Here is a 26582-nt window from a genome sequence, read left to right as displayed (position 1 = left end):
CAGATCGCTTAAGCTTGGCAGACGTGATGATTCTTGCTTACCGGATATTCGCATCTCCAGAAGTTTGCCTAAACTTTTTAATTCGGCTTTCGTTAAATCCAGTTCGCCCAAATGCAGGATCATCCGCTGGCGCGCACCATTCTCGGTTTGCACCGTTTCTACCAGTTTGCAATACTGGTATTTCTTGCCGGTCTTTTTACATACTACTTCTTTTTTTCTAATAAACATGGCATCATTAAAAAAAAACCATGGCAGCCGGTCAACACATTTCTTGACAAATATTTTTTGGGCACTTTTTCGCCATTTCCAGAAGAATTTGTTCTATTTTTCAAGCACTTAGCTCATTATTTTTGTGGTTTTGGATGTTTTTTGCCGAAACTTGGGCTAAGAAGATTGAGGACCTGTACCGCCGTAGCTGAGCGAAGGCGGAAGGATAGGCGGATTCATATTTCGTCGTTTGCCAGAAAGAGTTTCTCAATATGACGGCTTTTTTTTGCGTTATTCTGACGTTATTCCCCTCTTGAGAGGGGTGTCCCGAATACTTTCGGGATGGGGTGTGTTCACGATGTTCTTACGGCTTCGTGCCACTTCGCCGGCACAGGTTGGAAGAATCTCATTTTCTTTAACGAGAAGTAAAGCTGATAGAATTTTCACGAGATGCTTCCGTCTTCGCAAAGCTTCGACGGACACAGTCGAAGGTAAAGCTAAAAGTTACCTCAGGAAGACGACGTTTTTCCGTCATTCTGCCAACTCTCGCTACTCAACTCTCACTTCTCACAAACTCGATCTGGCAGATCGAGCTACTTCTCGCTACTCAACTCTCGCTTCTCAACTCTCGCTTCTCACAAACTCGATCTGGCAGATCGAGCTACTTCTCACCTCTCAACACTCACTTCTCAACTCTCACTTCTCACAAACTCGATACTTCTCACCTCTCAACACTCACTTCTCAACTCTCACTTCTCAACTCTCACTTCTCAACACTCACTTCTCAACTCTCGCTTCTCAACTCTCGCCTCTCAACACTCACTTCTCAACTCTCACTTCTCACAAACTCGATCTGGCAGATCGAGCTACTTCTCACCTCTCAACACTCACTTCTCAACACTCACTTCTCAACACTCACTTCTCAACTCTCGCTTCTCTTGCAGATCGAGCTACTTCTCACTTCTCAACTCTCTTATCTTCTGCTTCAATGCTTTTATCTGCCGATTTTTTCTTTCAATTGTTTCGTTGATCTTGTTGTCGATAATTTTATCATATTCCAAAATAAATTTTAGCGAGAGCCTGATACGATCTGCCAGATTTGCCAAAGCTTCTTCATCTCGCTTACTATAAGTTGTGCCATCATTTTTGGCACCCAGAGCCAGGAACCATTTGTGGTCGATATCATAAATTATGGGAATAATAAGCGCAAAACTGGCAATCTCCTGCGGATTTTCGTTCAAAGCTCCATAATTGCGGATCATAGTATTTTCCAGAAGAAATAAATGCACATCTTCCACGCGGGAATTTTCTTCAACATCGCTGCCGCGAATCTCATTGAATTTATACGATTTCATATCCTGATCATAAGAGATCAAAGCTACTTTTTTTATAGGAAGACGATGCCTTAGATTCTCGCAGATATATTCTTCAAATCCTTCGATCACACTTTCACCAGTAATGGCATCAGCAAAGGTTTCGGTCTTTTCCAGAAAGTCCAGGTCAGATGTATTCAATCTGTTATCCACGATCTTTTCTACTTTCTGCCTAACCGGATTGAAAAACATCAGAAGACCGATCGTTGCTGGAATTCCAGCGATAAATTCCGAGCCCATAAAACGTCCAAACAGAGTTTGCAGCAATTCTCCCAGCGAATAATCCAGCAATCCGAAAAAGACCACAAACAATACACCAACAATGGTGTAGATCATTGTACTTCTTATTTTTACGCCAAGTTCCGTTCCGGTGAGTAAACTCCAGGTAAAAGCCCCGAAAAACCACATGATACCAAACAGAAAGATGAGAACCGAGATCAGGATAAGAATGGCCAGAATGCTGCCCTGAACCGTGTATACTCCAAACTGACCTGAAGTTGGTGAACTGACATAAAGAATAAATCCCAGAAGTATCGCTACCAGAAGTGCTACAATGGATATCAAAATGCCGTTGAATGCATTTAGAAGTCGTTTGAATTCTATGGAACCTGTAACTTTGTAAGTTTTCCAAAGTAAAAAGAAACTGATGAACATCCAGACCAAAGCCCAGACAAATAACAAAAAGTAAATATACTCACTTATAATGCCTATTCCGACAAAACAAAAAATGATGAGGATTAGCGTGGAGAAATAAACCCCTTTAATTTTATATTTCGGCCGAACCTTTTCTAAAATATACTGATAAAAGAAAATAGCTGCTAAACCTGTAAATGAGGCTTGCAGGCAGTTGGAAATAGAAATTGTTCCGATGTTTCCGGGTATGGATAACAGAAGCAGAAAATAAACGATGAGAATATTTTCTTTGTGAAGGCTGTATTTTAGCAGAAGGTAGGAATTGAAAAATATGAATAGCAGGAAAATGAAGTTGAAACCGATATTGATAAACTCTTCCCAAACAACAAAACCTGTAGTTTGCACATTTACAAATCTTGATCCAATGCTGTCTTGATAGGTAATCTGCACATTTTTCTTGGATTGAATTTCCTGCAGAATAGCATCTCCCAGATTTTGCGCATCAATTTGATCGTCTGTTTCATTCATATTGAACATTACAATATTTGGTCCGTTTGCGGTATTGGGCGTTTGCTTGAATCTGGTAATATCTAAAGTGTCTATGTGCGTGATAGTTTTATTTTCCAATACAGGAACCAAAGTAGAATCGGCAAAATCTACCGCTTTTCCATCTCGAATCCGAAAAGGAAGCCGTCTTTGCAAGACATCATCTTTGATGGTGAAACCCCAGTTGATAAGATTTAAAAACATTAAAAGAAAAAATAGTATCCAGGCAAATTTGGTTAACGGTTTTCTGAATTTTTCCTTCATCTCCTTCCCCCGCAGGCAAAATAGTGCTTGACCAAATAAATGTCAAACGTTTATGAAAGGCAAAATATAAATTTGTGAGATCGAAATGAGAAAGCTTACAAGACAGATAAAAGTCGGAGACGTTCCAATCGGCGGTGGCAGTCCGATCGTTATTCAATCGATGACCAACACAAAAACAGCGGATGTGAAAAGTACAGTAAAGCAAATTGTAGAATTGCAAAATGCCGGTTGCGAAATCGTGCGGATGGCAGTTCCTGATATTGAATCTGCAAAAGCAATTTTAAAGATAAAAGAACAAGTGGTAACTCCCCTAATAGCAGACATCCATTTCGATCATAAACTGGCTCTGGAATCGGTAAAATCGGGAGTTGATGGACTAAGATTGAATCCTGGAAATATCGGCAGTAAACAGAAAGTTCTGGAAGTGATAAATGCTGCCAGAGATCGTAAAATTCCGATAAGAATTGGCGTAAATAGTGGTTCACTTTCCAAAGAGATGTTAAAAAAATATGGAGTTTCGGCTCAAGGCATTGTGGAAAGTGCTCTGCAGCATGTAGCTATTTTAGAAGATGCCAATTATCATGAGATAAAAATCTCGGTAAAATCATCATCTGTTCCACTCACAATTGAATCTTATCGACTTCTCAGCAGTAAAGTTGATTATCCTCTGCATTTAGGTGTAACGGAAGCTGGAACTGATTTTGCAGGCAGCATCAAATCTTCGGTGGGAATTGGCACTCTTCTGGCAGAAGGTATCGGCGATACGATTCGAGTTTCTCTTACTTCCAATCCGTTAAATGAGATAGCTGTTGCCAGGCAGATTCTGCAGGCTCTGGAATTAAAAAAGGGTTTGGAAATTATTTCCTGCCCTACTTGCGGAAGGACAGAAATAGATATAATAACTTTGGCAAAACAAGCAGAAAGAAGATTGCAGGAATTTTCCGAACTGCCACTGAAAATAGCCGTAATGGGTTGTGTGGTAAATGGTCCGGGAGAAGCACGAGAAGCGGATTATGGAATTGCCGGCGGTAAAAAGGAAGGACTCATTTTCAAAAATGGTGAGATCCTGAAAAAAGTGCCGGAAGCTGACCTGATCGATCAACTTATCAAACTCATCAAAACCGATCTAAAATAATTGATGAAGCGTTTTTTTCTATTATTTTTTATTCTGATTTTTTTTACTCTAAATTATGCAGAAGAACTCAGAATTGGTAAAATCCGCTTTGAAGGAAACGAGTCTTTTTCTGAACAGAAACTCAAACAAACTATTTATTCTTCCGATGGAGCAATTTACAAGCAGCAAACCATAAATGATGATGCAAAAAGATTATCCGATTTGTACGACGAAAAAGGAATACTGAATGTAAAAATTCTAACGCCACAGATCATAACCAGAGATCCCCAGAATATCGATGTGATATTCGTAATTCAAGAAAATGATGAATTAAAAATTCGTAAGCTGGAAATCTCTGGTAATCGATACATTTCAAAAGAAAAACTATCGATGCATTTGGATATCGAGAATTTTCCTCTGTCAGTTTTATCGGAAAAGCTAAAATCTATAATTGATTATTATGCTCAAAACGGTTTTTTATTTGCCTCTGTAAAATTGGATAGTCTGGTTCTTATGAATAATGATTATTCTGCTTTTGTTACGATCTCTGAAGGTAGTTTCTGTGAGTTTGATGAATACAAATTTACCGGAAACAGCGTAACCAAAGATAAAACTATTTTGCGGATTTCTCAGCTTTCCAGCGCAGAAAATATCACTCCTGAAATTTTGCAGAAAGCAGCTGATAATGTGCAGAGAAAAGAGTATATAAAATCGTGCCGGATAATACCTTTGAACGGTAAACAAGCTTTATTCCAAATTGAAGAAGATCGCATGAGCCTGGTTTCGGGAGTGCTTGGTTATGACAATTCCAAACAGAATGAAGACAGATTTGCCGGATATATTAATGTGGAACTTATGAATTTGTATGGAACGGATCGATCTCTGGCGATCTATTGGAAAAGTTTGGCAAATGATAAAAATTCCATCGAATTGAAATATCACGAATCGGGCTGGCAGCGCTATCCGGTGGCTGGAGATTTTGCACTGATGCGTGAAGAAGTAGATTCCACCTACATCAGCACCCAGTTCAATGCAGATATTTATGTTCAGGATATCAAAAATAAATATGGTTTGTATTTTGGTCTGGAAGAGATCGTTCCCGGCAGTCGCAGACCAAAAATCATTGAGAGTAATTCATATCAAAAAGTTGGTGCTTTCTGGAATTATTCGATCCTTGATTACTTTCGAAATCCCACCAGAGGACATGAATATTTCATAAAATATTATTATATTTTCAACCAGCAATCCAACCAGAATGTTTCCAAGCAAGCAGTGGAATTCGCAGTGGAATATTATTATCGTTTACTCGGCAAAAGCGTGATCGCTGCCAAACTGAATGCAAAGGTTATCGAGAACAAGAAACTCAAGCAATTTGAGCTTTTCCAGATGGGTGGTAATAACAGTTTGCGAGGTTTTCAGGAAGATCAGTTCGAGGGCTATCGAATCGCCTGGACAAATCTAGAATTAAGATTACTTACTTCCAGAAATTCCCGCATCTATCTATTTTCTGATTGGGGTTACGCAAAAAACAAGGAATTCAGCTTTTCCGACCTATTCGGGTTCGGTTTGGGAATGAACCTGCAAACCCGATTGGGAATGCTGGGAATTACCTACGGATTCAGTTATCAAAATGGTGAATTGAGAAATCCACTTGACGGAATAATCCACTTTGGGATTGAATCAAAATTATAAAAATAGATCAACTCTGATGAGTTGAGGAGGATATAGATGGATAGAACTGGTCAACTGCGAGTTGGCGTTTATGTAGACGTTTCAAACATCGCTCATAATGGTGGTTATGGAATGCAGTATGATGTGCTGCGTGCTTTTGCCTGCCGCAACAATGGTGTAGCAATTCGGCTGAATGCCTACGTTGCCTATGATGAGGAAATGGCTAAAACAAATATCGATTACAAAAAGAAATCTGAGAGTTTTCATTCTGTTTTGCGTGATTTTGGATATAAAGTTATCGTTAAAGTAGTGAAGTGGTATACAGATGAACATGGAAATAGATATGGAAAATCTAATGCCGATCTGGATATGGCTGTGGATGCGCTTATGCAGTCCGAAAGATTGGATTATGTGCTGATTGTTAGTGGTGATGGAGATTTCGTGCAGGTAGTAAGAGCACTGCAAAATAAAGGCTGTCGTGTGGAAGTTCTGGCTTTCAATAATGTTTCGGGAGACCTGAAAAATGAAGCTGATGTATTTACTTCCGGTTATATTGTTCCCAACCTTTCTCCCATAGAATTGCATGAACCCAATAATGGTAGAAAGATCGTGCGTGGAGTTTGTTATTCCTACAATCATGATAAAGGTTATGGTTTTATGCGTTTTATGAAAGAAATTACCGGTGGCTTGTGGATCACAGATTCACGAAAACGAGAATCTGCCTATCATACAGCGTTTGCTCATAATTCGCAATTTCCCCCTGGTTTGGATCTGAATAGACTTCCTAACAGAGAAATGATCTTTGAATTTGAACTGCGAGATGTGGAAGGCAAAGGACTGCAAGCCGAAAACATAAAACTTATGGAATACAAATAATGAAATATGCTGTTATAGATGTAGGAACAAATAACATTCTCTTCCTTATCGCCCGAAAAGATGGTGAAAAATTGACAATGCTTCATCGTGATGCTAACATTTCCGCATTAGGCAAGAATATGAAAGGTAATCTGCTAAGAGAATCTGCCGTCAAAAGAACAAAAGTCATTTTGAACGATAACATTCAATATGCAAAGCTTTTTACTGAAAATATAATTGTGGTAGGAACAAGCTGCTCTCGAGAAGCAGAAAATATAAACCTTTTAAGTGATTGGTTGCAGCAACGTCATGGCCTGAAATATAATATAATCAGCGGAAAGAAAGAAGCCTATTTCAATGGACTGGCAAATATCAAAGAGTTTCCAGAATTTTCCGACATTGTTATGTTCGACGTGGGCGGGGGCAGCACAGAATTTACAATTTCTCAAAATGGAAAGATCATATTTAATAAAAGCCTTCCCCTGGGAATCCGCAGATTGGATAATGAATTTTCCACCGATATGGCAAAAAAAGTATTGGAAACAAAAAAACTTCTGCAGAATTTTGAACTGCCTGAAATAGAAAAAGCGGGAATTGTGGGAATTGGCGGAACAGTTACCAGCTTAAGTGCTTTCAAACAACGCTTGTTCAAATATGATGGTTCTAAAGTTCACAAAAGCCGACTGACCATTTCGGAGGTTGATGTGATGCTGGATGAATTTGCCAACATGACAAATGATGAAATTGCCTATCTTATTCCTTTCGATCGGCAACGGGCAGATATCTTAACTACCGGAACAATGATCGTGAGAGAGATCTTGAACCGTTTAGGAGTTTTTGATTTTCTGGTTAGCGATCGAGGTTTGCAGTTTGGAATTTTGCTGCAAAATCCCGAAGATTTGAATGCAATGTTATAAGTATTGGAAAAAAAATGATAGAACTCAAACATCAAAAAGGTAAATCAAAAACGATCAGAATCAAAGATCAAGTTATTGGAACAGATAATTTTACCTTCATTGCTGGTCCCTGCACAATTGAGAACTTTGAGGATCTGCTGCAAATTACACAACAACTAAAAAAGATGGGAATCAACTTCTTTCGTGGTGGAGCTTACAAAATGCGAACTTCACCCTATAATTTTCAGGGTTTGGGAAAGGAAGGACTGGAACATATTAAATCAGTTTCACAAAAAACTGGTTTGATCTCAGTTTCCGAAATTGTCTCCTGCGAAGATGTAGAAATGATGAGCAGTTATGTTGACATTCTTCAGATCGGAACGCGTAACATGCACAATTACAGATTATTACGAAGATTGGGTAGCATAGAAAATCCGGTAATTTTGAAACGTGGAATGAGCAGCACAATTGAAGAATGGCTGCTGGCAGCAGAACATATTCTGGAAGCAGGTAATCCGAACGTTATTTTATGTGAAAGAGGAATCCGCACTTTCGAAAATTTCACACGTCATACTTTAGATATTTCTGCAATTCCGGCTGTGAAGAGTTTGAGTAATCTGCCAATAATTGTTGATCCTTCTCACAGTTCCGGAAGGCGCGAAATGATCAAATCTCTCAGCTGGGCTGCAATGGCCGCCGGAGCAGACGGACTTCTTATCGAAACTCATTTCAATCCCGATTCCACAATTTGCGATAGTAAGCAGACTATCGATTTTGAAATATTAAATGAAATCCTGGCAAAAAAAGAACAGCTTTTGGATTTATGGGGAAAAAGCTAATTTAGCGTTGGAAGAAATTGATCGGTTGGACTTCACGTCTCTTGGAGTCCACAACGTTTTGGTGTTTTTTTCGGAAACTTGGGCTAATTCATTTGGCATATCTTCTCCTCAAAAAATAACTATTATCTATATAGTTTCTAAATGATTCCAGCTCAAAATCTGCACGTAGAATACTGTTTTTGTCAATAATTCTATCGCCAGTTCTCAATACTTCATGCTGTAAAATAGGATTAGCCGTTTTCAGATTAATTACATCAAATGAAAAATGAAATTCTTCTTCCAGATTTGAAGCAATTTGTAGTGTAATAGTATTAGATGTATCCGATTCTAAATATAGTGCCAAATCAATATCGGAATTCTTTTTCATTTTTCCGAACTTGCTGAACCGAAAATGTATGCAATTTCAATTTTAGGATAATTCTTTTCTAAATAATCAGCAATATCTGATATAGGTGCTTTTCTCATATCTTTACTCCACTTATTTACGACAAATAATTTTTTGCTAACATTGTAGGCAAGTTTTATATATTCGGATTTAATTTCAGCATAATGTATTTATTTCATAATTTCTTTCGCTATTTCACAAGCCAGTTTCACATTATTCCTTACCAGCTCAATATTTGTTTTCAATGATTTTCCTTCTGTAAGTTTCACAATATTTGACAGCAAAAATGGTGTGAGTTCCCGTCCAGAAATTCCATTATTTTCTGCGTTTATCAGAGCTTTTTGAATGATCTTATCCATTTCTTCAAAGGGAATTTCATGTTCTTTTGGAATTGGATTGGCTATTAGCACACCTGTTTTGAAACCCAGCTGCAAACTGGTTTTGAAAGCTTTTGCAATTTTCTCGATCGATGTAATTTCATCAACTTTCAGATCGCTTTCAGAGGAATAAAACGCCGGGAATTTGTCGGTTTTATAGCCAAAAACAGGTACACCCATTGTTTCCAGATATTCTAAAGTTTTTGGCAGATCCAGAATTGCTTTAGCTCCGGCTGAAACTACGATAACTGGATTTCTTGAAAATTCGATCAGATCATTTGAGATGTCAAAAGTTGATTCGGCATTTCGGTGAACTCCACCAATTCCACCAGTTGCAAAAACTTTTATACCGCAGATTGCAGCGATTCTCATAGTACTGGCTACTGTTGTGGCTCCGGTACGGTTTTCTGCCAGAATTCTGGAGATATCTCGGCTGGAAACTTTTGCTACATTATCTGCTTTTGCCAGTATTTCCAATTCATCTCCATCCAATCCAACTTTGATCTTACCATCAATAATGCAGATTGTAGCAGGAACCACTTCCAATTGGGAAGCAATATTTTCCAGTTTCTCTGCAACTTTCAGATTTTCAGGATATGGCATGCCATGTGATATTATCGTAGATTCCAAAGCAACGATCGGTTTTCTATGATTTATCGCTTCTGCCACACTGGGACTTAGTTGAATATATTTACTCAGATTTTTATTCATTTTCCAAAAATTCCACTTTTAATTTTTTAACTCCATAAGGAATTAACCCGATCTTTCTTGCTGCTGCTTTTGAAAGATCCAGATCTCGACCTTTCACAAAAGGTCCTCTATCGTTTACTCGAACTATTACAGATTTATTGTTATCTTCATTCGTAACTTTAAGACGCGTTCCAAAAGGCAGCTTTTTATGAGCACAGGTAAGTTTTTCCATATCGAAAATCTCGCCGTTTGCGGTAGGTTTTCCCTGAAATTTTTCGCCGTAAAAACTGCAGACCATATAAACTACATTTCCAGGTTTCACCTTTGTTTCGTAAGTTTGATTATCACTGAATTTTTTGTGAACCTGTCTTGTTTTTGCATTATCGGTAGTATATCGAACATTTGAACTGCAACCAACTACTATCAGCAGGAGCAAGAATAATCCCCATCGCATCAATTAGCCTCCATCTTCATCAAAATAAAACAGAACTTTAAACTGCTTCAAAATCGCAATTTTGCTTATATTTGTCTATTAATTTTTACAGTTGACAGAAATCCTTCCAAAAAGAACGTGAATAAAAAAATATTAGGATTTAAAATGAAAAAGACGATTACAGAATATTTTGTTGATCTGGTCACTATCGATAGTGAATCGAAAAACGAGAAAGCTGTAGCAGAAAAATTGAAAGAAGATCTGATCAATCTGGGAGCTGAAGTCAAGTTTGATAAAGCCAATGAAATAACTGGTGGAAATGTGGGAAATCTTTATGCCTACTTTCCAGGAGAGATCAAAAAAACACCCATCATTTTTTGCGCTCACATGGATACTGTTCAGCCAGGAAACGGCATAAAACCACAGATCGATGATAACATCATAAAATCTGACGGAACAACGATTCTGGGTTCGGATGACAAATCTGGAATAGTTGAAATATTGTGGGCAATAAAGGACCTGAAAGATAAAGATGAAAAACACGCACCGATAGAAGTTCTATTCACGATATCAGAAGAGACCGGATTACTGGGAGCAAAATACCTGGATTACACAATGATATCTTCCAAAGTGGGTTATGCACTTGATGGGCATGAAGTTGGCAGCATCGCAATAGCTGCACCCAGTCAAAACAGCCTTAAATTTTCGATTATCGGATTGGAATCTCATGCCGGTGTGGAACCTGAAAAAGGCATAAATGCCATCCAGATTGCCGCCGAAGCTATTACCAGAATGCCAAATGGACGTATCGACGGCGAAACAACCTGTAATGTGGGAATCATCAAAGGCGGCAAAGCTACGAATATCGTTCCTAACCAAGTAGAAATTGATGCAGAAGTGCGCAGTCATGACACTGCAAAATTGAAAGAAGTTACAGATAAAATGATTAAAGCTGTAAAGGACACAGTCAGTAAATATCATTTGAACGGATTTGATGCAAAAGCAGAAATCAAAGTAGCAGAAGAATATACCTCATTCCGACTGACTGACGATGACCAGTCTGTGCAATTAGCCAAACAGGCTACCAGAAAACTGCAACTAAGTTTTAAACCTTATATTGGTGGTGGTGGAAGTGACGTTAATATCTTCAACAAGAATGGTCTTAAAATGGCTGTTGCCGGAACTGGAATGGATAAAGTTCACACAGTGAATGAACAGATCAGGATCAGCGATCTGGAAAATGGTGCGAAGTGGGTTAAAGAAGTAATTCGAATTTATTCGGAAATTTAAATGAAAAGAAGATTTAAAAACCCCTCTGTCCAGTCAAGCTGGACATCTCCCCTTAACAAGGGAGAAAATCGGAAGGGTGTTGGATCCGATGTTATCCTGAGCGATACGATGCATTGTATCGAAGGATCAGATTCTGAGGGTTAGAAAATTTAAATGAAAAGAAGATTTAAAAACCCCTCTGTCCAGTCAAGCTGGACATCTCCCCTTAACAAGGGAGAAAATCGGAAGGGTGTTGGATCCGATGTTATCCTGAGCGATGCGATGCATTGTATCGAAGGATCGGATTCTGAGGGTTAGAAAATTTAAATGAAAAGAAGATTGATAACCCCTCTGTCCAGTCAAGCTGGACATCTCCCCTTAACAAGGGAGAAAATCGGAAAATGAGGATGTGAAATAAAATGAAAAAACTAGCAATTATTGGTTACGGTCAAATGGGAAGACTCATCGAAAAACTTGCTCCTGAGTTTGATTTCGAAGTTTGCGCTAAAATTGATCCTATTTTGGGAAACGATCTTTCCGATCCAAAACTAATAGAAGCAGATGTTTGCATCGAATTTACCAAACCAGCTGTTGCACATTCCAATCTTACAGAACTTGTAAAACAAGGGCAGCAAGTAGTTTGTGGCACCACCGGCTGGTATGAAAATTTGAAGGAATTGGAAAAAATAGTTCAAGAAAATGATACAGGATTCATCTACGGATCGAATTTTTCTTTTGGCATGAATTTGTTTTATCAAATAGTTAGAGAAACCTGCAAATTAATGAACAAAGCGGTTGATTACGATGTTTTTGGATTGGAATATCATCACAACAAAAAGCAGGATAGTCCATCGGGAACCGCAAAGATTTTATCTGATATTGTTATTAAAAATATCGATAAAAAAGCAAAATCTCAATTTGAGAAGTTAGACAGAAGGATCGAAAAAGATGAATTTCATTTTGCCAGCGTTCGAGCCGGAAATATCCCTGGAACGCATCTTATCGGATTTGATTCCGAAGCAGATTCCATAGAACTGAAGCACACTGCCAGAAACAGAAACGGTTTGGCAATTGGAGCTTTAAAAGCTGCCAGATGGATCATCGATAAAAAAGGTTTTTACAATTTCGCTGAAACATTCCAAAATATTTTGGGAGATTAAATGAAACTTGAATTCTTTAAAATGCAAGCTCAGGGAAACGACTATATTTACTTTGATTGCTTAAACAAAGCAGCTTTCGATATAAATTATTCCAAGTTGTCACATATGATTTCTGACCGACATTTCGGAATCGGAGCTGACGGAATAGTGCTAATCGAAGAAAGCGATCTTTATGATGCTGAAATACGTATTTTTAATGCAGATGGCAGTGAAGGCAAAATGTGTGGTTCGGCTTTACGCTGCGTAACTTCATACCTATCAAAGCATATCAATAAATTTGAATTTCAAATCAAAACAAAATCTGGTGTACACACAGGCTATGTTTTGAATGGGGAAAAAGACTATATCAAAGTAGATTTGGGAATCCCCGAATTTATCGAAAATGATAAAATTTATATTTCCAAGTTTGATGGCTATCTAATAAATATTGGAAATGATCATTTCGTAACCTTTGTAGAAAACTTTCCTGAAGATATTGCCAGAAAATACGGACCAAAGATTCAATCTGACCCGCGTTTTCCAGACAGCTTAAATGTTGATTTTGTACTGGTAAAAGATCCTGAAAATATTGAAATAAGATTTTGGGAACGCGGTAGTGAAGAGACTTTGGCCTGTGGCAGCGGAACAGCAGCAGCAGTATTTGCCGGAATTAAAAGGTTCGGACTTGCCAATAAAGTTAAAGTTACTGTTCCCGGCGGCAATTTAGAAATAGAGCTTTTAGATAAAAACATCTATCTTTCCGGACAAGTAGATTTTGTATTTTCCGGTTCGATTGAAATATGAAAATATTATTAATTTTAATTTTTATTGGCCTGGTCATAAATCTTCCTGCCCAAAACCCATGGTTGGGTAAGGACAAAGTAACTCATTTTGCTGCAAGCACTTTCCTTACATATTGGAGTTATGGTTTGAGTAAATATTTTATGGAAAACAACAGAAATTCGAGCTTTGTTTTTTCTGTAAGCTTGACAGCATTCCTGGGTGGTGCAAAAGAATTCAGTGATAAGAATATCAAAAAAACCAAATGGAGTTGGCATGATGTTGCTTATGATCTTGCCGGCATTATCACCGGGGTGATTTTGGTGAATAATCTGAGGTAATTTATGGAAATTGAAAATGTAGCAATCATAGAAAGTATCGGGGCGTATTTGAAATCTTTGCGTCAGCAAAAGAAACTGTCTTTGGAACAAGTTTCGAATGCAACTCGCATTAAAGTTCGTCTTCTTGATGAAATCGAAAACGACATTTTTACGAATTTGGGTGGATTGGGTTATGCAAAAGCAATGGTGATTAATTATACTCGATTTCTGGGAGCAGATGAGGAAAAGATCCTGAATTTATTCAATGAAAAATTCAGTCAGAAACCGATCCATGTTTCACACGAAAAATCGATCCAACCCAAGAAGATCATGCTGCCGGAAAATATATTTGGAATTATCTTGTTAATTGCTGTTATAATTGCACTCACATTCCTTGTAATTTACCTTTATAATAACGATATTATTACCTGGCCTCCATTTAAGAAAATTGAATCAAAGATCGATGTGAATAAAGATATATTTGAACCTGATACGACTTCGGTTTTGAACCGACTTCGAACAGAACCGGAAATTGAACCATCCAGCGAATTGAATCAGCAAGCTTTGTTGGACAGCACAGACTACCTGAACGACCTGATGTTCAAAGACAAAGAAAGCCCCTATAATTACGAAAAATAAAAGTAATTGTAATCCTGAGCCCTTCGTTAAGCTCGGGACAGGCTTAGCCGAAGGATGAAGCAAATTAATGAAATATAACAAAATCCACTTTTCTCACCTTTTACCTTCAGTACTAAAACCGGCTCGATATATAAACCAGGAACTGAACAGTTTTAATAAAGAACCAAAGGATGAAACTGTAAATTTCTGTCTGGCTTTTCCTGATGTTTACGAAGTTGGTTTCTCGCATCTTGGTCTAAAAATATTATATTCCATTTTGAATCGCGAAAAAGATAGCATGGCAGATCGTGTTTACTGTCCCTGGCCCGATTTTGGCAAACTTTTGCAGTCAGAAAATCTGCCTTTATTTGGAATTGAAACTTCCGTTGCCCTAAAGGATTTCGATGTGATCGGCTTCACGCTGCAAAGTGAGTTAACCTTCACAAATGTTTTATACATGTTGAAATTATCTCAAATTCCACTGAAATCAGAAAATCGAATTGAGAGTGATCCTATCATTATTGCTGGTGGACCGTGCGCATCAAATCCAATTCCAATGTCGCAGTTCATCGATGCTTTCCTGATTGGAGATGGTGAAGAAGCAATTCTGGAAATTAAGGATTGCCTGAAGCAAAAAAAGAATAACTCCAGAAAAGAGAAATTAGAAGCGCTGCAAAAGATTGAAGGTGTTTTCGTTCCAGCATTGCATAAACAGGGAACCAGGATCAAAGCCCGTAAATTCATGGATTTTGATAATCCTGATAAAATGCACACTGATCAATTGGTACCGTGGGTAATGCCGACTCATTATCGCTATGTAAGCGAGATCATGCGCGGGTGTTCACGCGGTTGCAGATTTTGCGCTGCCGGATATTTTTATCGTCCGGTGCGGGAACGTGATGCCAAAAAATTAGCAGAAAACCTGATCAAAGAAGTAAATAAATATGGCTGGCAGGAAGCAGCACTCACTTCGCTTTCTTCCAGCGATTACAGCTGCATAAAACCGCTTTTACAGGAAATCTATAACAACATGGAAAAAGCCAGTTTATCGCTGCCCTCGCTGCGAGCTGACAGCATTGATGATGAACTGACTACTTTGATGAATGCCATGCGGCAAACCGGGCTCACGGTGGCACCGGAAGCCGGCAGCCAGCGACTGCGAAATATCATTAATAAAAACATCACCGAAGAAGAAATTCTGGAAAGTGTGGAAATTGCCCTGAACAATGGCTGGAAAGTCATAAAATTTTACTTTATGATCGGTTTGCCCCACGAGACGGACGACGATATTCAGGCAATCATCGATCTCATTTTCAAGATCACTCAGATCTCAAGAAAAAAACTGCAGATCAATATTACGATTTCTCCATTTGTTCCCAAGCCATTTACACCGTTCCAATGGGCAAAGATGGAAAATAGGGATGAACTGATCCGCAAAGCAAAATGGATAAAAAACGCTTTTTCCAAATATCGTTTTATCAAGATCAAATACCACGAAGTTGATTCTTCACTTTTGGAATGTGTAATCGGACGTGGTGATAAGAAAGTAGGAGATCTGATATTACAAGCTTATAGGAACGGTGCTTTCTACGATGGCTGGAACGAGTATTTCGATTTTGCTAAATGGCAGCAGGCAGCCGATGAAATTGATTTGAACTGGGATGAATATACAAAACAGATTCTTTTGGATTCCGAATTAATCTGGCAGGATATTGATCTGGGAATTTCACAAAAGTTTTTGAAACAGGAATGGCAACTTGCCGAAAAGCAGAATACGCTATCAGATTGCCGTGATGGTAATTGTACCGGTTGCGGACTTTGTGTGGATGAAATCCAACCTAAATATACAAAACCACTTGAATCTAAACCAATTACACTTCGCGAAAAAATTCATGACAGCCGTCCCAATATTTATTATCGAGCTTTTTTTAGTAAAATGGATAAACTGAGTTATGTGACCAATCTCGATCTGGTGCGAATGATCTATAATGTATTTCGAGCTACCGATCTGCCGATTTCTTATTCCCAGGGTTATAACGTGCATCCCATGGTCAGTTTCGGTCCGCCGCTTTCTCTGGGAGTGCAGGGCAAAAACGAATATTTTGATTTCGTGATGAAAGAACTCACCGACACAGAATATCTTTTCGACACCTTGAACAAATCCATGCCGAAAGCTCTGCAATTAAAAGATATCGTTCTACTCACCGATAAAAAAATGCGAGCGATGGAATATTATAAATTCGAAGAAGTTACGGTGAAACCGCCAGCAGATTATTTTGACAAATTCCAAACCATAACTGCTGAATTTCAAGAAGCTACAGAATTCTTCTTTACTCGTATTCGCAAGAAGAGAGAGCAAACCAAAGATCTAAAAGCATTAATAAAAACAATTGAGTGGAATGGTGTGCAGCTTTCAGTGGTCAAAACTGTAGTTGGTGCCAGTATTTTTGATGTACTGGATCATGTTTACCAGATCGATCGTCATGAAACAAATCGGTTTGAGATTGTTAGGGAAAGGTTGGTGGTTGATATCCAACCTTGAAAAGGCTTCTTGCGATTTATCCTCCTACTTAGCACTTTCAAGGTTCGATACCGTAGGTCACTCTGAAAGTGTCGATTGCGAGAATCTGCGAAAGAGACCTTTTCAGTGGAATTGGACTTGCCCCAGGAACGAAGTCTGGGGTAAGAACAATACGAGATTTTTTCTATTCTTACATTTCTCAATAATTTTATTTAAAAACCATATCAAGCTCCAGATCAGGAAAAACCTGTAAAAGCTTTGACAAGGTTGTAACAGAAGCATTTGCCGAAGATGGTTTTTCCAAACGTTGATAACTCCAGATGCTTTTTAGCCCGAGACGTTTTGCAACTTCAGATTGAGTTAGTTTACTTAAAATTCTTTGTCGACGTAAAAGAAAAGAAAGCGCTACTTTGGGTTCTACTTCAATATTTTCAACCTTCGAGTTTTCATAACTATTATCTGGTAAAGGAAATAAAATCTGTGAATTTTCCGGTTCTGAAAGAAAAAGATTAAGAGCCTGATGCATATTTTTCTTTAATTCTTCTAAATCATCTGCTTGTGTAATGCAGCCATCCAGTTCTTTACATTCTGCCCAATAACCTTTATCTTCTTCATGGATTTGAAAATGATAATGCATTATTTTTCCTCCTTCAAAAACTTCAAGAGTTTACTTTCTATGCCTTTCTTCAGCTCTTTATGCATTGGAATGATCTGTCGTGAAGAACCTTTCCCTACTTTCACATGACTTCCTTTTGAACTTAACTTTTGCCAACCAGCTTTAATATACAAAGCCAGCATTTCTTTTCCACTTAATGGCATTTAAATCATCCTTTACCAAATATAATTGGCAATGCTTTGATGTCAAATTCATTTTTGGCTATCTCCATTATTTCCAAACCTTGAAAAGGCTTCTATCAAATTTTCTATCTATTTAGCACTTTCAAGGCTGTATGAATTTCAAATTCCACTCTGAAAGTGTCGATTGCGAGAATCTGCAACGAGACCTTTTCAGAGTGGAATTGGACTTGCCCCAGGAACGAAGTCTGGGGTAAGAACAATACAAAATTTTTCCCGTTCTCACCTTAAGCTTTTGCCTAAAGTCAGTTCCTGGGTTTCTTCCCTCTTCATCTCATCAGTGCATAATGCAATGAAGCCGGATCTCGCCTCATACAGGGGAGAAAATTTGGAAAACCCCGATGCAGAGCGTCGAGGAATTCTTTCGATTAAAGGTGGGTTCAAACTGATAATTGATCTGATTTAACCCCTCTGTTCTGCAATATTTTAAGTGCAGAACATCTCCCCTTCCAAAGAAGAGCTTATTCTAATATCTCTCCCAGTTTCTTCTCATCCAGATTCTGAACGATCACTGTAAGTAATTTGATCAAATCACCGAAATCATTCATGCTGCTCAGGCAATTGTGGCTGTGGGCATAGCGCACCGGAATTCCCAGAACTATTGTAGGAATTCCACGCTTTGCCACATGAAATTGACGTCCGTCGGTGCCGCCACCTTTGCGAACTGTGAGCTGAATATTGATATCATTTTCTTTCGCCAGATCTGCCACGAAAGTTTTCAATTTCGGATTCACGATCATGGTGGGATCGAAGATGCGCACATGAGCGCCTTTGCCTACACCGGTTTGAGAAGTGAATGGAATGCCGGGAATATCGTCTGCCGGAGCGCCTTCCAGCACAATGCAGACGTCCGCATCAGTATAATTTGCCAGCGTCTGCGCACCACGCGTACCGACTTCTTCCTGCACACTTCCCACGCAATAAACCGTGTTTGGATGCTGCATCTCAGCTGTAATCTTACCAATTTCGATCACAGCAGCTACTCCGGCTCGATCGTCGAAAGCTTTACTCATCATTTTGCGTTTTTTCTGGTCATAATGAAAATGCGGAATTGGAGTTATTTCATCTCCCAACCGTATTCCAAACTCATTTTCCACTTCCTCTTTGGAATCTGCTCCGATATCAACGAATATATTGTCCAGTTCAGGCTTGGCAACCTTTCTGTTTTTGAGAAAATGAACCGGAACTGCACCAATAATTCCAGGATATTTTTTGCCTTTGGAATTGATGATTTCTACCGGAGATGACATCAATGTATTGGGATTCCAACCACCGATATTCTGCATTTTGATAAAACCACCGGGCAAAATATCTGCAACAATAAAACCTATTTCATCCATGTGGGCAACAAACATGATCTTGGGATTTTCGCTGCTGCCTTTCAATTTAAAAGTACAGGAACCCATATTATCTCTGGAGAATTCAGAAATATCTCCTAATTCTTCTTTCATTATCTTAGCAATTCTATGTTCATGCCCGGATATTCCGGGGGTTAACGTTAATCTTTTAAGCAATTCAACTCGATCCATTTTCTTACCTCGTTTAGTCGATTTCCATTTGGGAAATGACCCATTTTTTTTTGTTTTGATTGATTTGAAACAAGACATAAAAGTCAAGCGGAAAAAAGATGAAAGGGTGATCGGGTGAAGGGGTGAATGGGAGAAAAGGTGAAAGGCTGAAAGGGAGTTTCTTAAAAAATGATGTTCCCAAACCAGTCTTCGTCCCGAGAAATTGAGACTACGAACTGGCAGGCAGGTTTAGGAACAAGAAATAATGGATGAAGAAGGTTTTTCCCAGAAAAAAACCTTGGGAATAAAAAAACCTGCCGGATCTTTTAATCCGACAGGTATAAATTCACAGTCTTCTTGCTATTCTTATGTTCCCTCTCTTGTTTGAAGAGAGGGAAATAGCAAGGGTGAGTTCAGGGCAAGTTACACCTTCTCTACTTTCTTCACAAATTTATGTGTTGTCAGATAATAAAACGCCGGGATCATGAACAGCGTCATGATAGTGGAAACTACCAGACCGCCGATACTGACTATACCAAGTGGTTGACGCATCTCAGCTCCGGCAGAACCAATTCCCACTGCCATCGGCAGCATTCCCATGATGATAGCAATTGTACTCATCAAAATCGGTTTGAATTTGGTGGGACATGCTTCCAAAAGTGCATCATGAGTAGATCTGCCGTCTTCACGCAACATCTGAGTGTAATCCAGAAGCAGGATGGCAGCATTCACTACAATTCCCAGCAGCATGATCACAGCCATCATAGAAACCAGACTGAATATCGTTCCGGTGATATACATGATCCACATCACTCCGATCAATGCCAGGGGCAAAGTCATCAGAATAAGGATAGGTTTGGTGAAACTTTCCAAAATTGCAGCCAGCAGCATGTAGGTAAGCAGGATCGCGATCATGAAAGCTTTTCCCATTTCACGGTTATTTTCTTCCATCATTTCGCTGGATCCGCCCCAGTCGAAACGATAACCTTCCGGCAGATCAAATTCATTCATTATTTTTCTAATGCCATTCACCACATCACCCTGAGCATAACCAATTGCTACACCGGCTGTGAACTGAATAGATTTGAATTTATCTCTATGTACGATTTTAGTAGACCCTTTGGTAAATTCGATATCTGCCAGTTGAGAAAGTCGGAACGCTCCTGCCTGCGTAATTACAGGAATATTTCTGATCTTATCAGGAGTATCCACAGAAGTGTCTTTTAACGATAATTTTACGTCGTATTCATTTCCGCCTTCCCGATATTGCGTAGCTACGATCCCTTCAATACCTGTTCGTAAAGTTAGAGCCAGATCATAAATCGTAAGGCCATTTGCAGCCAGCATTTCCCTTTTGGGGATCAGTGTTATTTCCGGTTTTCCGGTACGCAGATTATTATCGTAATTTATCAGTCCGGGAATTGTTTTCGTCTTTTCCACAAATTCGTTTGTAAGAGTTTTCAGCATTTCCATATCCTGACCCTGCAGATAAAATTCCACAGCAGCTCCCGGTCCTCCGCCCGTTGAGGAAGAGACTTGAACTTTGATCTTGGCATTTGGAATTGTAGAAAGATCACGAATAAATTTATCAGCCATTTCTTCGCTGGAAAATTCCCTTTCTTCCACATCTACCAGTTTCACGTTTATCGAAGCCAGATTCACTCCTTCATCGATAAAGCCCTGCGATCCCAAAGTGGAAAGCATGTGTTTAACTTCATTATATTGGGAAATTCTATTTTCAATTTCCTGATATATCTGTCCGGTTTCTGCCAGATTATAACCTTCCGGCAATTCAAATTCGATCTGAATATTGCCTTCATCGGTCATCGGCATGAATTCAAATCCCATTCGCGGTCCCAGAAAACCCATCGTTCCAAGGAAGATGACGAAGGAAATAACGACCACTCCCAGAGCACGCCATTTATTTTTGATGAAATGTGCCAGTATTTTGCCGTAACCCTTTTCCCAGTTGTGGAACATCGCTTCCATTTTATCACCGATCTTGCTGACTTTTTTCTTTTCAGGAATCAACAGCGAAGCCATCATCGGCGTGATGGTGAAGGAAACTAACAATGAAAATACGGTAGCAAAAACCACTGTGAGAGCAAACTCACGAATGAACTGCCCGGCAATCGTCTGGATCATTGCCAGCGGCAGGAACACCACGATATTTGTGAGTGTGGAAGCTACAACGGCAACTGTGATCTCAGCGGTTCCAGAATCAGCAGCAACTCGCCTGGAATGTCCCATTTCCTTGTGCCGGAAAATGTTTTCCAAAACTACAACTGAGTTCGTTACCAGAATTCCCACCGAGGTAGAAAGTCCCATCAAAGATAAAATATTCATACTGAAGCCGGCCCACTGCATCGCCATAAAGGTGGAGATAATCGAAGTAGGCATGGCGATTGCCACGATAAGAGTTGAGCGCAGATCGTGCAGGAAAAACAGCAGAACAATACCGGTAAAAATGATTCCCAGCAGCACGTTGTTCAGCGTGTCGCTTACCGAACTTTCGATAAAACGGGAGGAATCGTCCACGATCTCCAGCTCCGTTCCCACAGGAAGTTCATTTTTGATGGAAGAAAGAGCTTTGCGAACATCACGAGCAATATCTACCGGATTTCCTTCGGAAGTTTTTACGATACTGATTCGCACAATGTTATCGTTACTCACTTTTTCCTGGTTATTGAAATACACTGAACGCTTGCGAATCTCCTCTCCGGCATCTGTAACTTCTGCCAGTTGATTTAATTTTTTCTTTCCAAAATAAGTTGGAATTTCCAGTTCTTTAAGTTCCTGCACTGCATCCAGTTCGCCGGAAAGCCGCACAGAATATTCCTGATCTTTCTGCTGGAATTGTCCACCCGGCATATCCATATTGTGTGCTGCCAGGATCTGAGCAAATTGCGGGATCGAGATCATGTTCTGGAAGACAACTTTATCATCGAACTTCACATGAATTTCGCGTTTTTGGCCGCCGGAAATATTAACGTTTGCCACTCCCTCGATCTGAGAAAATCGATCCTTCAATTCTTTATCGGCAATTTCAAAAAGCTTGAGTCCGGAAAGAGTTCCGCTGAGGACCAGTTCAATGATCGGTTCGGCACTCATATCATATTTTCCGATCGTTGGTTTATCGATCTCTTCGGGTAATTCATTTATAATGGCATCGACTTTCTGTGTAACTTCCGCCGTTGCCACATCCACATCTTTGGTCAGTTCAAAACTCATGATCACCAGTGAAACATTATCCATGGAATACGATTCTATGTAATTGATGTTACTAATCGTGGAAACTGCATCCTCGATCTTCTTACTGATCTGAGTTTCGATTTCGGCCGGACCGGCTCCCGGATAGATTGTCTGGATCGTTACAAACGGCAGATCCGCCTTTGGCATCAGATTGATGGGCAAGCCGAAAAATGCCAGCAATCCAAAGACAACGAAAACCATAATGATCATCGTTATCATCACCGGTCTATTTATTGATACTTTTGATAAAAACATAATTTACTCCGTAAATGCTAAGTGCATGGGGCAAAGGCTAATTGCCAGTAGCTACTATTTTTACTTTTGCTCCATCAGTTACCAGATTCAAGCCCTTCACAATGACCTGATCACCTTTGGCAATTCCATCGATGATTTCAAATGAACCGTTTTCCTGTCCGGTTTGAATGTAAGATTTCACAGCTTTACCATCTTGTGCTATGAAAACATACATTCCGTTCATATCATCTTTCACGCTGGAACGTTCTATTACGAATGCCTTATCATTAACGTAAGTCTGAATGGCAATTTCACCGATAACACCGCTTTTGCACATGTTTTGAGAATTATCGAAAACCAGATCCACTCCAAAAGCATTGTGTGCCATGTCCATAGAAATAGCTACTTCTGTAACTTTACCAATTAAGGTAATTCCGTTCCAGGTTGCTGTTGCTTTCTGTCCTGTTTTCATCTGACAGACTTCGTCTTCGGTAGCCCAGATGCGCGCTTTCATTTTCCTGGTTTGAGAAACTAACGCCAGCACAGTTTCAGCGTGAACACCATCAGTTTCCTGCACACTTACCGAAGTTACGTAACCATCGATAGGTGCTCGTACTTTAAGCATCTGTAAAACCGCATCCAGATTGGCTTTTGCCACTTCGTACTGCGTTTCCACTCCATCCAGATCCTGTTTGGAAATACCACCTTTTTCATATAAGTTCTGCATTCTGTTGTAAGTAGATTCCGCCAGATCGTAAGCTGCTTTTGCCTGCGTCATTTGACCGGCAGGTGCATCTTCGGGAAATTCGAACATAACCTGATCTTTTTTCACATAATCACCAACTTTCACATGAACTTTTTCGATCCTGCCACCAATCATTGCAGAAGCTGCCGATTGACGCATTCCGGTAAGAGTAGCGTTGTAGGATAATTCTTTTACAAAAGTCTCTGGTTGCATCGACTGCACTTCCACGGGAATTCCCTCTTCTTTGTAAATTTGTTCCATGTTCTTTTGTTCTGCTTTTTCCTGTTTGGCACATCCCAGGAAAAGCAAGCTTGCTATCACTAAAAAGATAATTAATTTTAATCTCATTTCTATCTCCGTTTATATTTATTATTTATAATATTAACCGTCATTCTGCCTGCCAAGCCGAAGCTGAGCGAAGGCTGTACGTCTCTTGCACATTGTTATCAGGTAGAATCTCTTTACTACTTGAGAAGTAAAGCTGCAAGATATTTCATGAGATTCTTCGTAAGTAAAGCTATAGATGCCGTAGAAAGAGATTTTTCTTCGAAAATTTGTAGATTCCTCAGAAAGACGGGTATTTTTATTCATTTTTATAATTCTCTGCCCATTGCTTTCAGCATTTTCTTGTAGGAAATCAACGCTGAATATCTGGCATTCATATAGCTTAATTTTGCAGCTTTCAATTGCAGTTGAGCATCAATCACTTCCAGCTGATTGGAAACCTGATTTTCATAACGGGCATTAGCAATATCAAGTCCTTTTGTTGCCAGTTCCACGTTACGATTTTGCGTGTTGATCTTTTCCAGATCAGCTTTCAACTGCCAGTAGGAATTTCGCACATCCAGCTCGATCATCTCCTGCAAACTACGATGATCAAGTTCTGCCTGCTTCAGGGAATGTCGGGCTTTTCTTATCTTGGATGAATTGGAAAATCCTGTAAAAAGCGGCATGGAAAATCCAATTCCTATCGTGTAAGAGCTTCCCCAGTCATCACTTTCGATCTTTTCTTCATCTGCACCGAAATATGAATAATCGGCTGTGATACCTATATTCGGTAAAAAGTTACCTTTTTCGTAACGTAAAGTAACTTTGTTCACATTCACACCGATCTCTGAAAGTTCCAGTTCCATACGGTTTTGCATCGCTTCTTCGATTGCTACTTCCAGGTCGATCTCTTCCATTTCTGGTAATTCAATATCATCAATTAACTGGATATCAGATTCATCCAGATTAAGATGATTGGCAAAGCTTTCCCGAGCTAATCTGGCATTTTTGTCCGCTTCCAATACTTCCGGTTCCAGCTTCTGTACTTCCAGTTCTGCCCGCAGCTGATCATATTCTGAAACCAGCCCTTCCTGATACATATCCTGTACCTGTTGAAAATAAAGATTGGCAAAATTCAAGGCTTCCTGCTGGATCTCGGCAACTTCAACTGCAAGTTTTGTTTTGTAGTAAAGATCGATTGTATTAAAGATAAGATTCTGCTCTTCAAGCCAGTATCGCTTTTCCTGCAAATGGTAAAGCTTTCCTGCTATATTGATGCCGTTTATCAATTTTCCACCCATAAAAATAACCTGACTCAAGGATACCGATCCTGCCAGTGAATATTCATCGGATTCTTTGGCAGGCAAAAATGAGCTGAATCCATCATCAATGTAACCACTGATGAGATAATCGTTGTCGGTTGCTGTGCTGTCCAGCATAGAAACCAGGCTGGGAAGATTTGGAATTGCCGAATCTGGCAGTCTGGTATGACTGAACTGATAACCACCCGAAAGCGAGATCTGAGGAAAAAGATTACCGCGCACATTGTTGTATTCCTGGCGATATTTTCCTACTTCTTCTCTGGCTTTCTGTAGGCCTTTGTTGTTTTCTCTGGCTAATTCCACACTTTCCTGCAAGGTCAGGTTGCGCATTCCAAACAGTGAAAGAGAAAGAATCAGCAGCATGATAATTACTAAATCTCTTTTCATTAAAAAAACCTCTTTATTCAATTCCTTTAAAAATAACTTCGATCGAAGTTTCGATCATTTCATCCACATCCCAATTTGCATCTTCCAGATAGCGTCCCACAAATGTTCCGTAAGTAACTCCCAGGATCATCAGAACCAGAGAATCTTTCAGCTCATAGCTTACTTTTTGATTTTTTATCCCTTGCTTGATGATATCTTTGACCAGGCAGAAATCCGTCTGCATCAGCTTCTGTTTATTTTCTTCCAGGAATTTCTGCGCTCTCATCGGTAAACCTTCTTTATCGAATAGCTGCAAAAACTGCATATTTTCACGCATGATGTTTATTTTTGTGCTCATGTAAGTTCTCAGTTTTTCTTTCACGCTGCCAGCAGCATCCACAGCCTTTTTTATTCTATCCTGAATCTCATTGATTTTGAGCAGGATCATCTCTGCCAGAAGCTCTTCCTTGTTTTTAAAATAGTAATATAGAGCTGTTTTCTGAATACCGCATTCATGAGCAATATCATCTAAAGTGATCTTCTCGATGCCGTATTTCAGGAAAGCATGCTGAGCCGCTTCCAGGATCTCTTCTCTTCGAGCCATTTCACCTCCTTCTAATTCAATATTCATTTTATACTGAACTAATTTTGAACTTTTCATTCATAAGTTCAAAAATTAGAGGAAGGATTATGCGTCAACCTTTATTTTGAATTTTTTATTAAAATGTTCAAAATGATGGGGAGCAACTAATTTTGTCGAACTTTTTCAATAGAGTTTTCTGGTATGGGAAAGGCTGGAAACCGTTGAGACGGTTATTATTATCTTTCAGGTCGCTTCTACTCCACCGGCTCAAGCCGGTGGTTAATGGGACTGTTGGCTGGCAGAAAACACCCCGCGGCTAAAGCCGCACCCCTCTGTTAGAGGGGAATTTCGATCCCGACTGCTTGCCCTGTAGCTTCAGCGTACCGGGGCGTCGGAATCAGTAGTCAAACCCAGTTGAATATGCTTCGCATAAGACCGAAGGTCTATTCAACCGGGTAAATAGTCAAATAGTCAAATAGACAACAAAATTTAATCCCTCACACAACGTACTGAAAACCCG

General features: G+C 39.4%; 24 protein-coding genes. 11 read left to right on the top strand and 13 right to left on the bottom strand.

From position 1 onward, the window contains the following. Positions 1–228, bottom strand: a 228-nt coding sequence (locus K9N40_07580; protein ID MCF7814322.1) for a hypothetical protein, incomplete at its 3' end; no start/stop codon positions are given. Positions 229–1157: 929 nt separating this feature from the next. Then, a complete protein-coding gene (locus K9N40_07575) occupies positions 1158–3023 on the bottom strand; it encodes an MFS transporter (protein ID MCF7814321.1) in 1866 nt (621 codons plus the stop codon). A gap of 85 nt (positions 3024–3108) precedes the next feature. On the opposite strand from K9N40_07575, the gene ispG reads away from it, so the two are divergent. Genes ispG through aroF form a run of 5 tightly spaced genes read left to right on the top strand, consistent with a single transcriptional unit; the run spans position 3109 to position 8398 of the window. Beyond that, the gene (ispG, locus tag K9N40_07570) at positions 3109–4158 is read left to right on the top strand and encodes a flavodoxin-dependent (E)-4-hydroxy-3-methylbut-2-enyl-diphosphate synthase (GenBank protein MCF7814320.1); all 1050 of its coding nucleotides are present in this window, start codon (positions 3109–3111) and stop codon (positions 4156–4158) included. A 3-nt stretch (positions 4159–4161) separates the two neighbouring features. Then, a complete protein-coding gene (locus tag K9N40_07565; GenBank protein ID MCF7814319.1) occupies positions 4162–5829 on the top strand; it encodes a BamA/TamA family outer membrane protein in 1668 nt (555 codons plus the stop codon). 36 nt (positions 5830–5865) lie between these two features. Further along, complete coding sequence (locus K9N40_07560) at positions 5866–6684, top strand: NYN domain-containing protein (protein ID MCF7814318.1); 819 nt, start codon at positions 5866–5868, stop codon at positions 6682–6684. Continuing rightward, positions 6684–7580: a hypothetical protein gene (locus K9N40_07555; protein MCF7814317.1), complete on the top strand. Its 897-nt coding sequence runs from the start codon at positions 6684–6686 to the stop codon at positions 7578–7580. Before K9N40_07560 ends, K9N40_07555 begins: the two co-directional genes overlap by 1 nt. 14 nt (positions 7581–7594) lie before the next feature. After that, positions 7595–8398 carry a 3-deoxy-7-phosphoheptulonate synthase gene (gene aroF / locus K9N40_07550; GenBank protein MCF7814316.1) on the top strand — a complete coding sequence of 268 codons (804 nt, stop codon included), beginning with the start codon at positions 7595–7597 and terminating at the stop codon, positions 8396–8398. A gap of 88 nt (positions 8399–8486) precedes the next feature. Here aroF and K9N40_07545 read toward each other — a convergent pair whose 3' ends face one another. From K9N40_07545 to K9N40_07535, 3 genes are all read right to left on the bottom strand, one after another. Beyond that, positions 8487–8765 (bottom strand): nucleotidyltransferase domain-containing protein, encoded by a 279-nt coding sequence (locus K9N40_07545; protein ID MCF7814315.1) that lies wholly within the window; start codon positions 8763–8765, stop codon positions 8487–8489. 188 nt (positions 8766–8953) lie between these two features. After that, positions 8954–9871 carry a pseudouridine-5'-phosphate glycosidase gene (locus K9N40_07540; protein MCF7814314.1) on the bottom strand — a complete coding sequence of 306 codons (918 nt, stop codon included), beginning with the start codon at positions 9869–9871 and terminating at the stop codon, positions 8954–8956. Then, positions 9864–10148: a septal ring lytic transglycosylase RlpA family protein gene (locus tag K9N40_07535; GenBank protein MCF7814313.1), complete on the bottom strand. Its 285-nt coding sequence runs from the start codon at positions 10146–10148 to the stop codon at positions 9864–9866. The genes K9N40_07540 and K9N40_07535 overlap by 8 nt, the downstream gene beginning before the upstream one ends. A 300-nt stretch (positions 10149–10448) precedes the next feature. Between K9N40_07535 and K9N40_07530 the strand changes: the two genes are divergently transcribed. The 6 genes from K9N40_07530 (at position 10449) to K9N40_07505 (ending at position 16951) form a co-directional block, all read left to right on the top strand. Next, complete coding sequence (locus tag K9N40_07530) at positions 10449–11573, top strand: M20/M25/M40 family metallo-hydrolase (GenBank protein ID MCF7814312.1); 1125 nt, start codon at positions 10449–10451, stop codon at positions 11571–11573. Between the two features lie 398 nt (positions 11574–11971). Next, positions 11972–12712, top strand: coding sequence for a 4-hydroxy-tetrahydrodipicolinate reductase (gene dapB, locus K9N40_07525; GenBank protein MCF7814311.1), 741 nt, complete (start codon positions 11972–11974; stop codon positions 12710–12712). Beyond that, a complete protein-coding gene (gene dapF, locus K9N40_07520) occupies positions 12713–13495 on the top strand; it encodes a diaminopimelate epimerase (GenBank protein MCF7814310.1) in 783 nt (260 codons plus the stop codon). After that, positions 13492–13812, top strand: a complete 321-nt coding sequence (locus K9N40_07515) for a hypothetical protein (protein MCF7814309.1) — start codon at positions 13492–13494, stop codon at positions 13810–13812. Before dapF ends, K9N40_07515 begins: the two co-directional genes overlap by 4 nt. Before the next feature lie 3 nt (positions 13813–13815). Continuing rightward, positions 13816–14430, top strand: a complete 615-nt coding sequence (locus K9N40_07510) for a helix-turn-helix domain-containing protein (protein MCF7814308.1) — start codon at positions 13816–13818, stop codon at positions 14428–14430. Positions 14431–14497: 67 nt separating this feature from the next. Beyond that, on the top strand, positions 14498–16951 hold the full coding sequence (locus K9N40_07505) for a TIGR03960 family B12-binding radical SAM protein (GenBank protein ID MCF7814307.1): 2454 nt from the start codon (positions 14498–14500) through the stop codon (positions 16949–16951). A gap of 187 nt (positions 16952–17138) precedes the next feature. On the opposite strand, the gene K9N40_07500 is transcribed toward K9N40_07505, so the two are convergent. The 8 genes from K9N40_07500 to K9N40_07465 form a co-directional block, all read right to left on the bottom strand. Continuing rightward, on the bottom strand, positions 17139–17567 hold the full coding sequence (locus K9N40_07500; GenBank protein MCF7814306.1) for a type II toxin-antitoxin system HicB family antitoxin: 429 nt from the start codon (positions 17565–17567) through the stop codon (positions 17139–17141). Next, entirely contained in the window at positions 17567–17728 is a 162-nt protein-coding gene (locus K9N40_07495; protein MCF7814305.1) for a type II toxin-antitoxin system HicA family toxin, read from the bottom strand. The genes K9N40_07500 and K9N40_07495 overlap by 1 nt, the downstream gene beginning before the upstream one ends. Before the next feature lie 518 nt (positions 17729–18246). Beyond that, positions 18247–19236 carry a M42 family metallopeptidase gene (locus K9N40_07490; protein ID MCF7814304.1) on the bottom strand — a complete coding sequence of 330 codons (990 nt, stop codon included), beginning with the start codon at positions 19234–19236 and terminating at the stop codon, positions 18247–18249. Between the two features lie 480 nt (positions 19237–19716). Then, positions 19717–22800 (bottom strand): efflux RND transporter permease subunit, encoded by a 3084-nt coding sequence (locus K9N40_07485; protein MCF7814303.1) that lies wholly within the window; start codon positions 22798–22800, stop codon positions 19717–19719. Between the two features lie 37 nt (positions 22801–22837). After that, positions 22838–23872 (bottom strand): efflux RND transporter periplasmic adaptor subunit, encoded by a 1035-nt coding sequence (locus K9N40_07480; GenBank protein MCF7814302.1) that lies wholly within the window; start codon positions 23870–23872, stop codon positions 22838–22840. Between the two features lie 33 nt (positions 23873–23905). After that, positions 23906–24115, bottom strand: coding sequence for a hypothetical protein (locus tag K9N40_07475; protein ID MCF7814301.1), 210 nt, complete (start codon positions 24113–24115; stop codon positions 23906–23908). 2 nt (positions 24116–24117) lie between these two features. Next, positions 24118–25500, bottom strand: a complete 1383-nt coding sequence (locus K9N40_07470) for a TolC family protein (GenBank protein MCF7814300.1) — start codon at positions 25498–25500, stop codon at positions 24118–24120. A gap of 13 nt (positions 25501–25513) precedes the next feature. Continuing rightward, complete coding sequence (locus tag K9N40_07465; protein MCF7814299.1) at positions 25514–26083, bottom strand: TetR/AcrR family transcriptional regulator; 570 nt, start codon at positions 26081–26083, stop codon at positions 25514–25516. Between the last annotated feature and the right edge of the window lie 499 nt (positions 26084–26582).

It is taken from the genome of Candidatus Cloacimonadota bacterium (assembly GCA_021734245.1).
GTDB lineage: Bacteria > Cloacimonadota > Cloacimonadia > Cloacimonadales > TCS61 > B137-G9.
This window is presented reverse-complemented; position numbering and strand designations above follow the sequence as displayed.

Coding starts and splice junctions, on each gene's coding strand:
- K9N40_07575 (MCF7814321.1), bottom strand. CDS start 3,023: ATGAAGGAAAAATTCAGAAAACCGTTAACCAAATTTGCCTGGATACTA.
- ispG (MCF7814320.1), top strand. CDS start 3,109: ATGAGAAAGCTTACAAGACAGATAAAAGTCGGAGACGTTCCAATCGGC.
- K9N40_07565 (MCF7814319.1), top strand. CDS start 4,162: ATGAAGCGTTTTTTTCTATTATTTTTTATTCTGATTTTTTTTACTCTA.
- K9N40_07560 (MCF7814318.1), top strand. CDS start 5,866: ATGGATAGAACTGGTCAACTGCGAGTTGGCGTTTATGTAGACGTTTCA.
- K9N40_07555 (MCF7814317.1), top strand. CDS start 6,684: ATGAAATATGCTGTTATAGATGTAGGAACAAATAACATTCTCTTCCTT.
- aroF (MCF7814316.1), top strand. CDS start 7,595: ATGATAGAACTCAAACATCAAAAAGGTAAATCAAAAACGATCAGAATC.
- K9N40_07545 (MCF7814315.1), bottom strand. CDS start 8,765: ATGAAAAAGAATTCCGATATTGATTTGGCACTATATTTAGAATCGGAT.
- K9N40_07540 (MCF7814314.1), bottom strand. CDS start 9,871: ATGAATAAAAATCTGAGTAAATATATTCAACTAAGTCCCAGTGTGGCA.
- K9N40_07535 (MCF7814313.1), bottom strand. CDS start 10,148: ATGGTCTGCAGTTTTTACGGCGAAAAATTTCAGGGAAAACCTACCGCA.
- K9N40_07530 (MCF7814312.1), top strand. CDS start 10,449: ATGAAAAAGACGATTACAGAATATTTTGTTGATCTGGTCACTATCGAT.
- dapB (MCF7814311.1), top strand. CDS start 11,972: ATGAAAAAACTAGCAATTATTGGTTACGGTCAAATGGGAAGACTCATC.
- dapF (MCF7814310.1), top strand. CDS start 12,713: ATGAAACTTGAATTCTTTAAAATGCAAGCTCAGGGAAACGACTATATT.
- K9N40_07515 (MCF7814309.1), top strand. CDS start 13,492: ATGAAAATATTATTAATTTTAATTTTTATTGGCCTGGTCATAAATCTT.
- K9N40_07510 (MCF7814308.1), top strand. CDS start 13,816: ATGGAAATTGAAAATGTAGCAATCATAGAAAGTATCGGGGCGTATTTG.
- K9N40_07505 (MCF7814307.1), top strand. CDS start 14,498: ATGAAATATAACAAAATCCACTTTTCTCACCTTTTACCTTCAGTACTA.
- K9N40_07500 (MCF7814306.1), bottom strand. CDS start 17,567: ATGCATTATCATTTTCAAATCCATGAAGAAGATAAAGGTTATTGGGCA.
- K9N40_07495 (MCF7814305.1), bottom strand. CDS start 17,728: ATGCTGGCTTTGTATATTAAAGCTGGTTGGCAAAAGTTAAGTTCAAAA.
- K9N40_07490 (MCF7814304.1), bottom strand. CDS start 19,236: ATGAAAGAAGAATTAGGAGATATTTCTGAATTCTCCAGAGATAATATG.
- K9N40_07485 (MCF7814303.1), bottom strand. CDS start 22,800: ATGTTTTTATCAAAAGTATCAATAAATAGACCGGTGATGATAACGATG.
- K9N40_07480 (MCF7814302.1), bottom strand. CDS start 23,872: ATGAGATTAAAATTAATTATCTTTTTAGTGATAGCAAGCTTGCTTTTC.
- K9N40_07475 (MCF7814301.1), bottom strand. CDS start 24,115: ATGAATAAAAATACCCGTCTTTCTGAGGAATCTACAAATTTTCGAAGA.
- K9N40_07470 (MCF7814300.1), bottom strand. CDS start 25,500: ATGAAAAGAGATTTAGTAATTATCATGCTGCTGATTCTTTCTCTTTCA.
- K9N40_07465 (MCF7814299.1), bottom strand. CDS start 26,083: ATGGCTCGAAGAGAAGAGATCCTGGAAGCGGCTCAGCATGCTTTCCTG.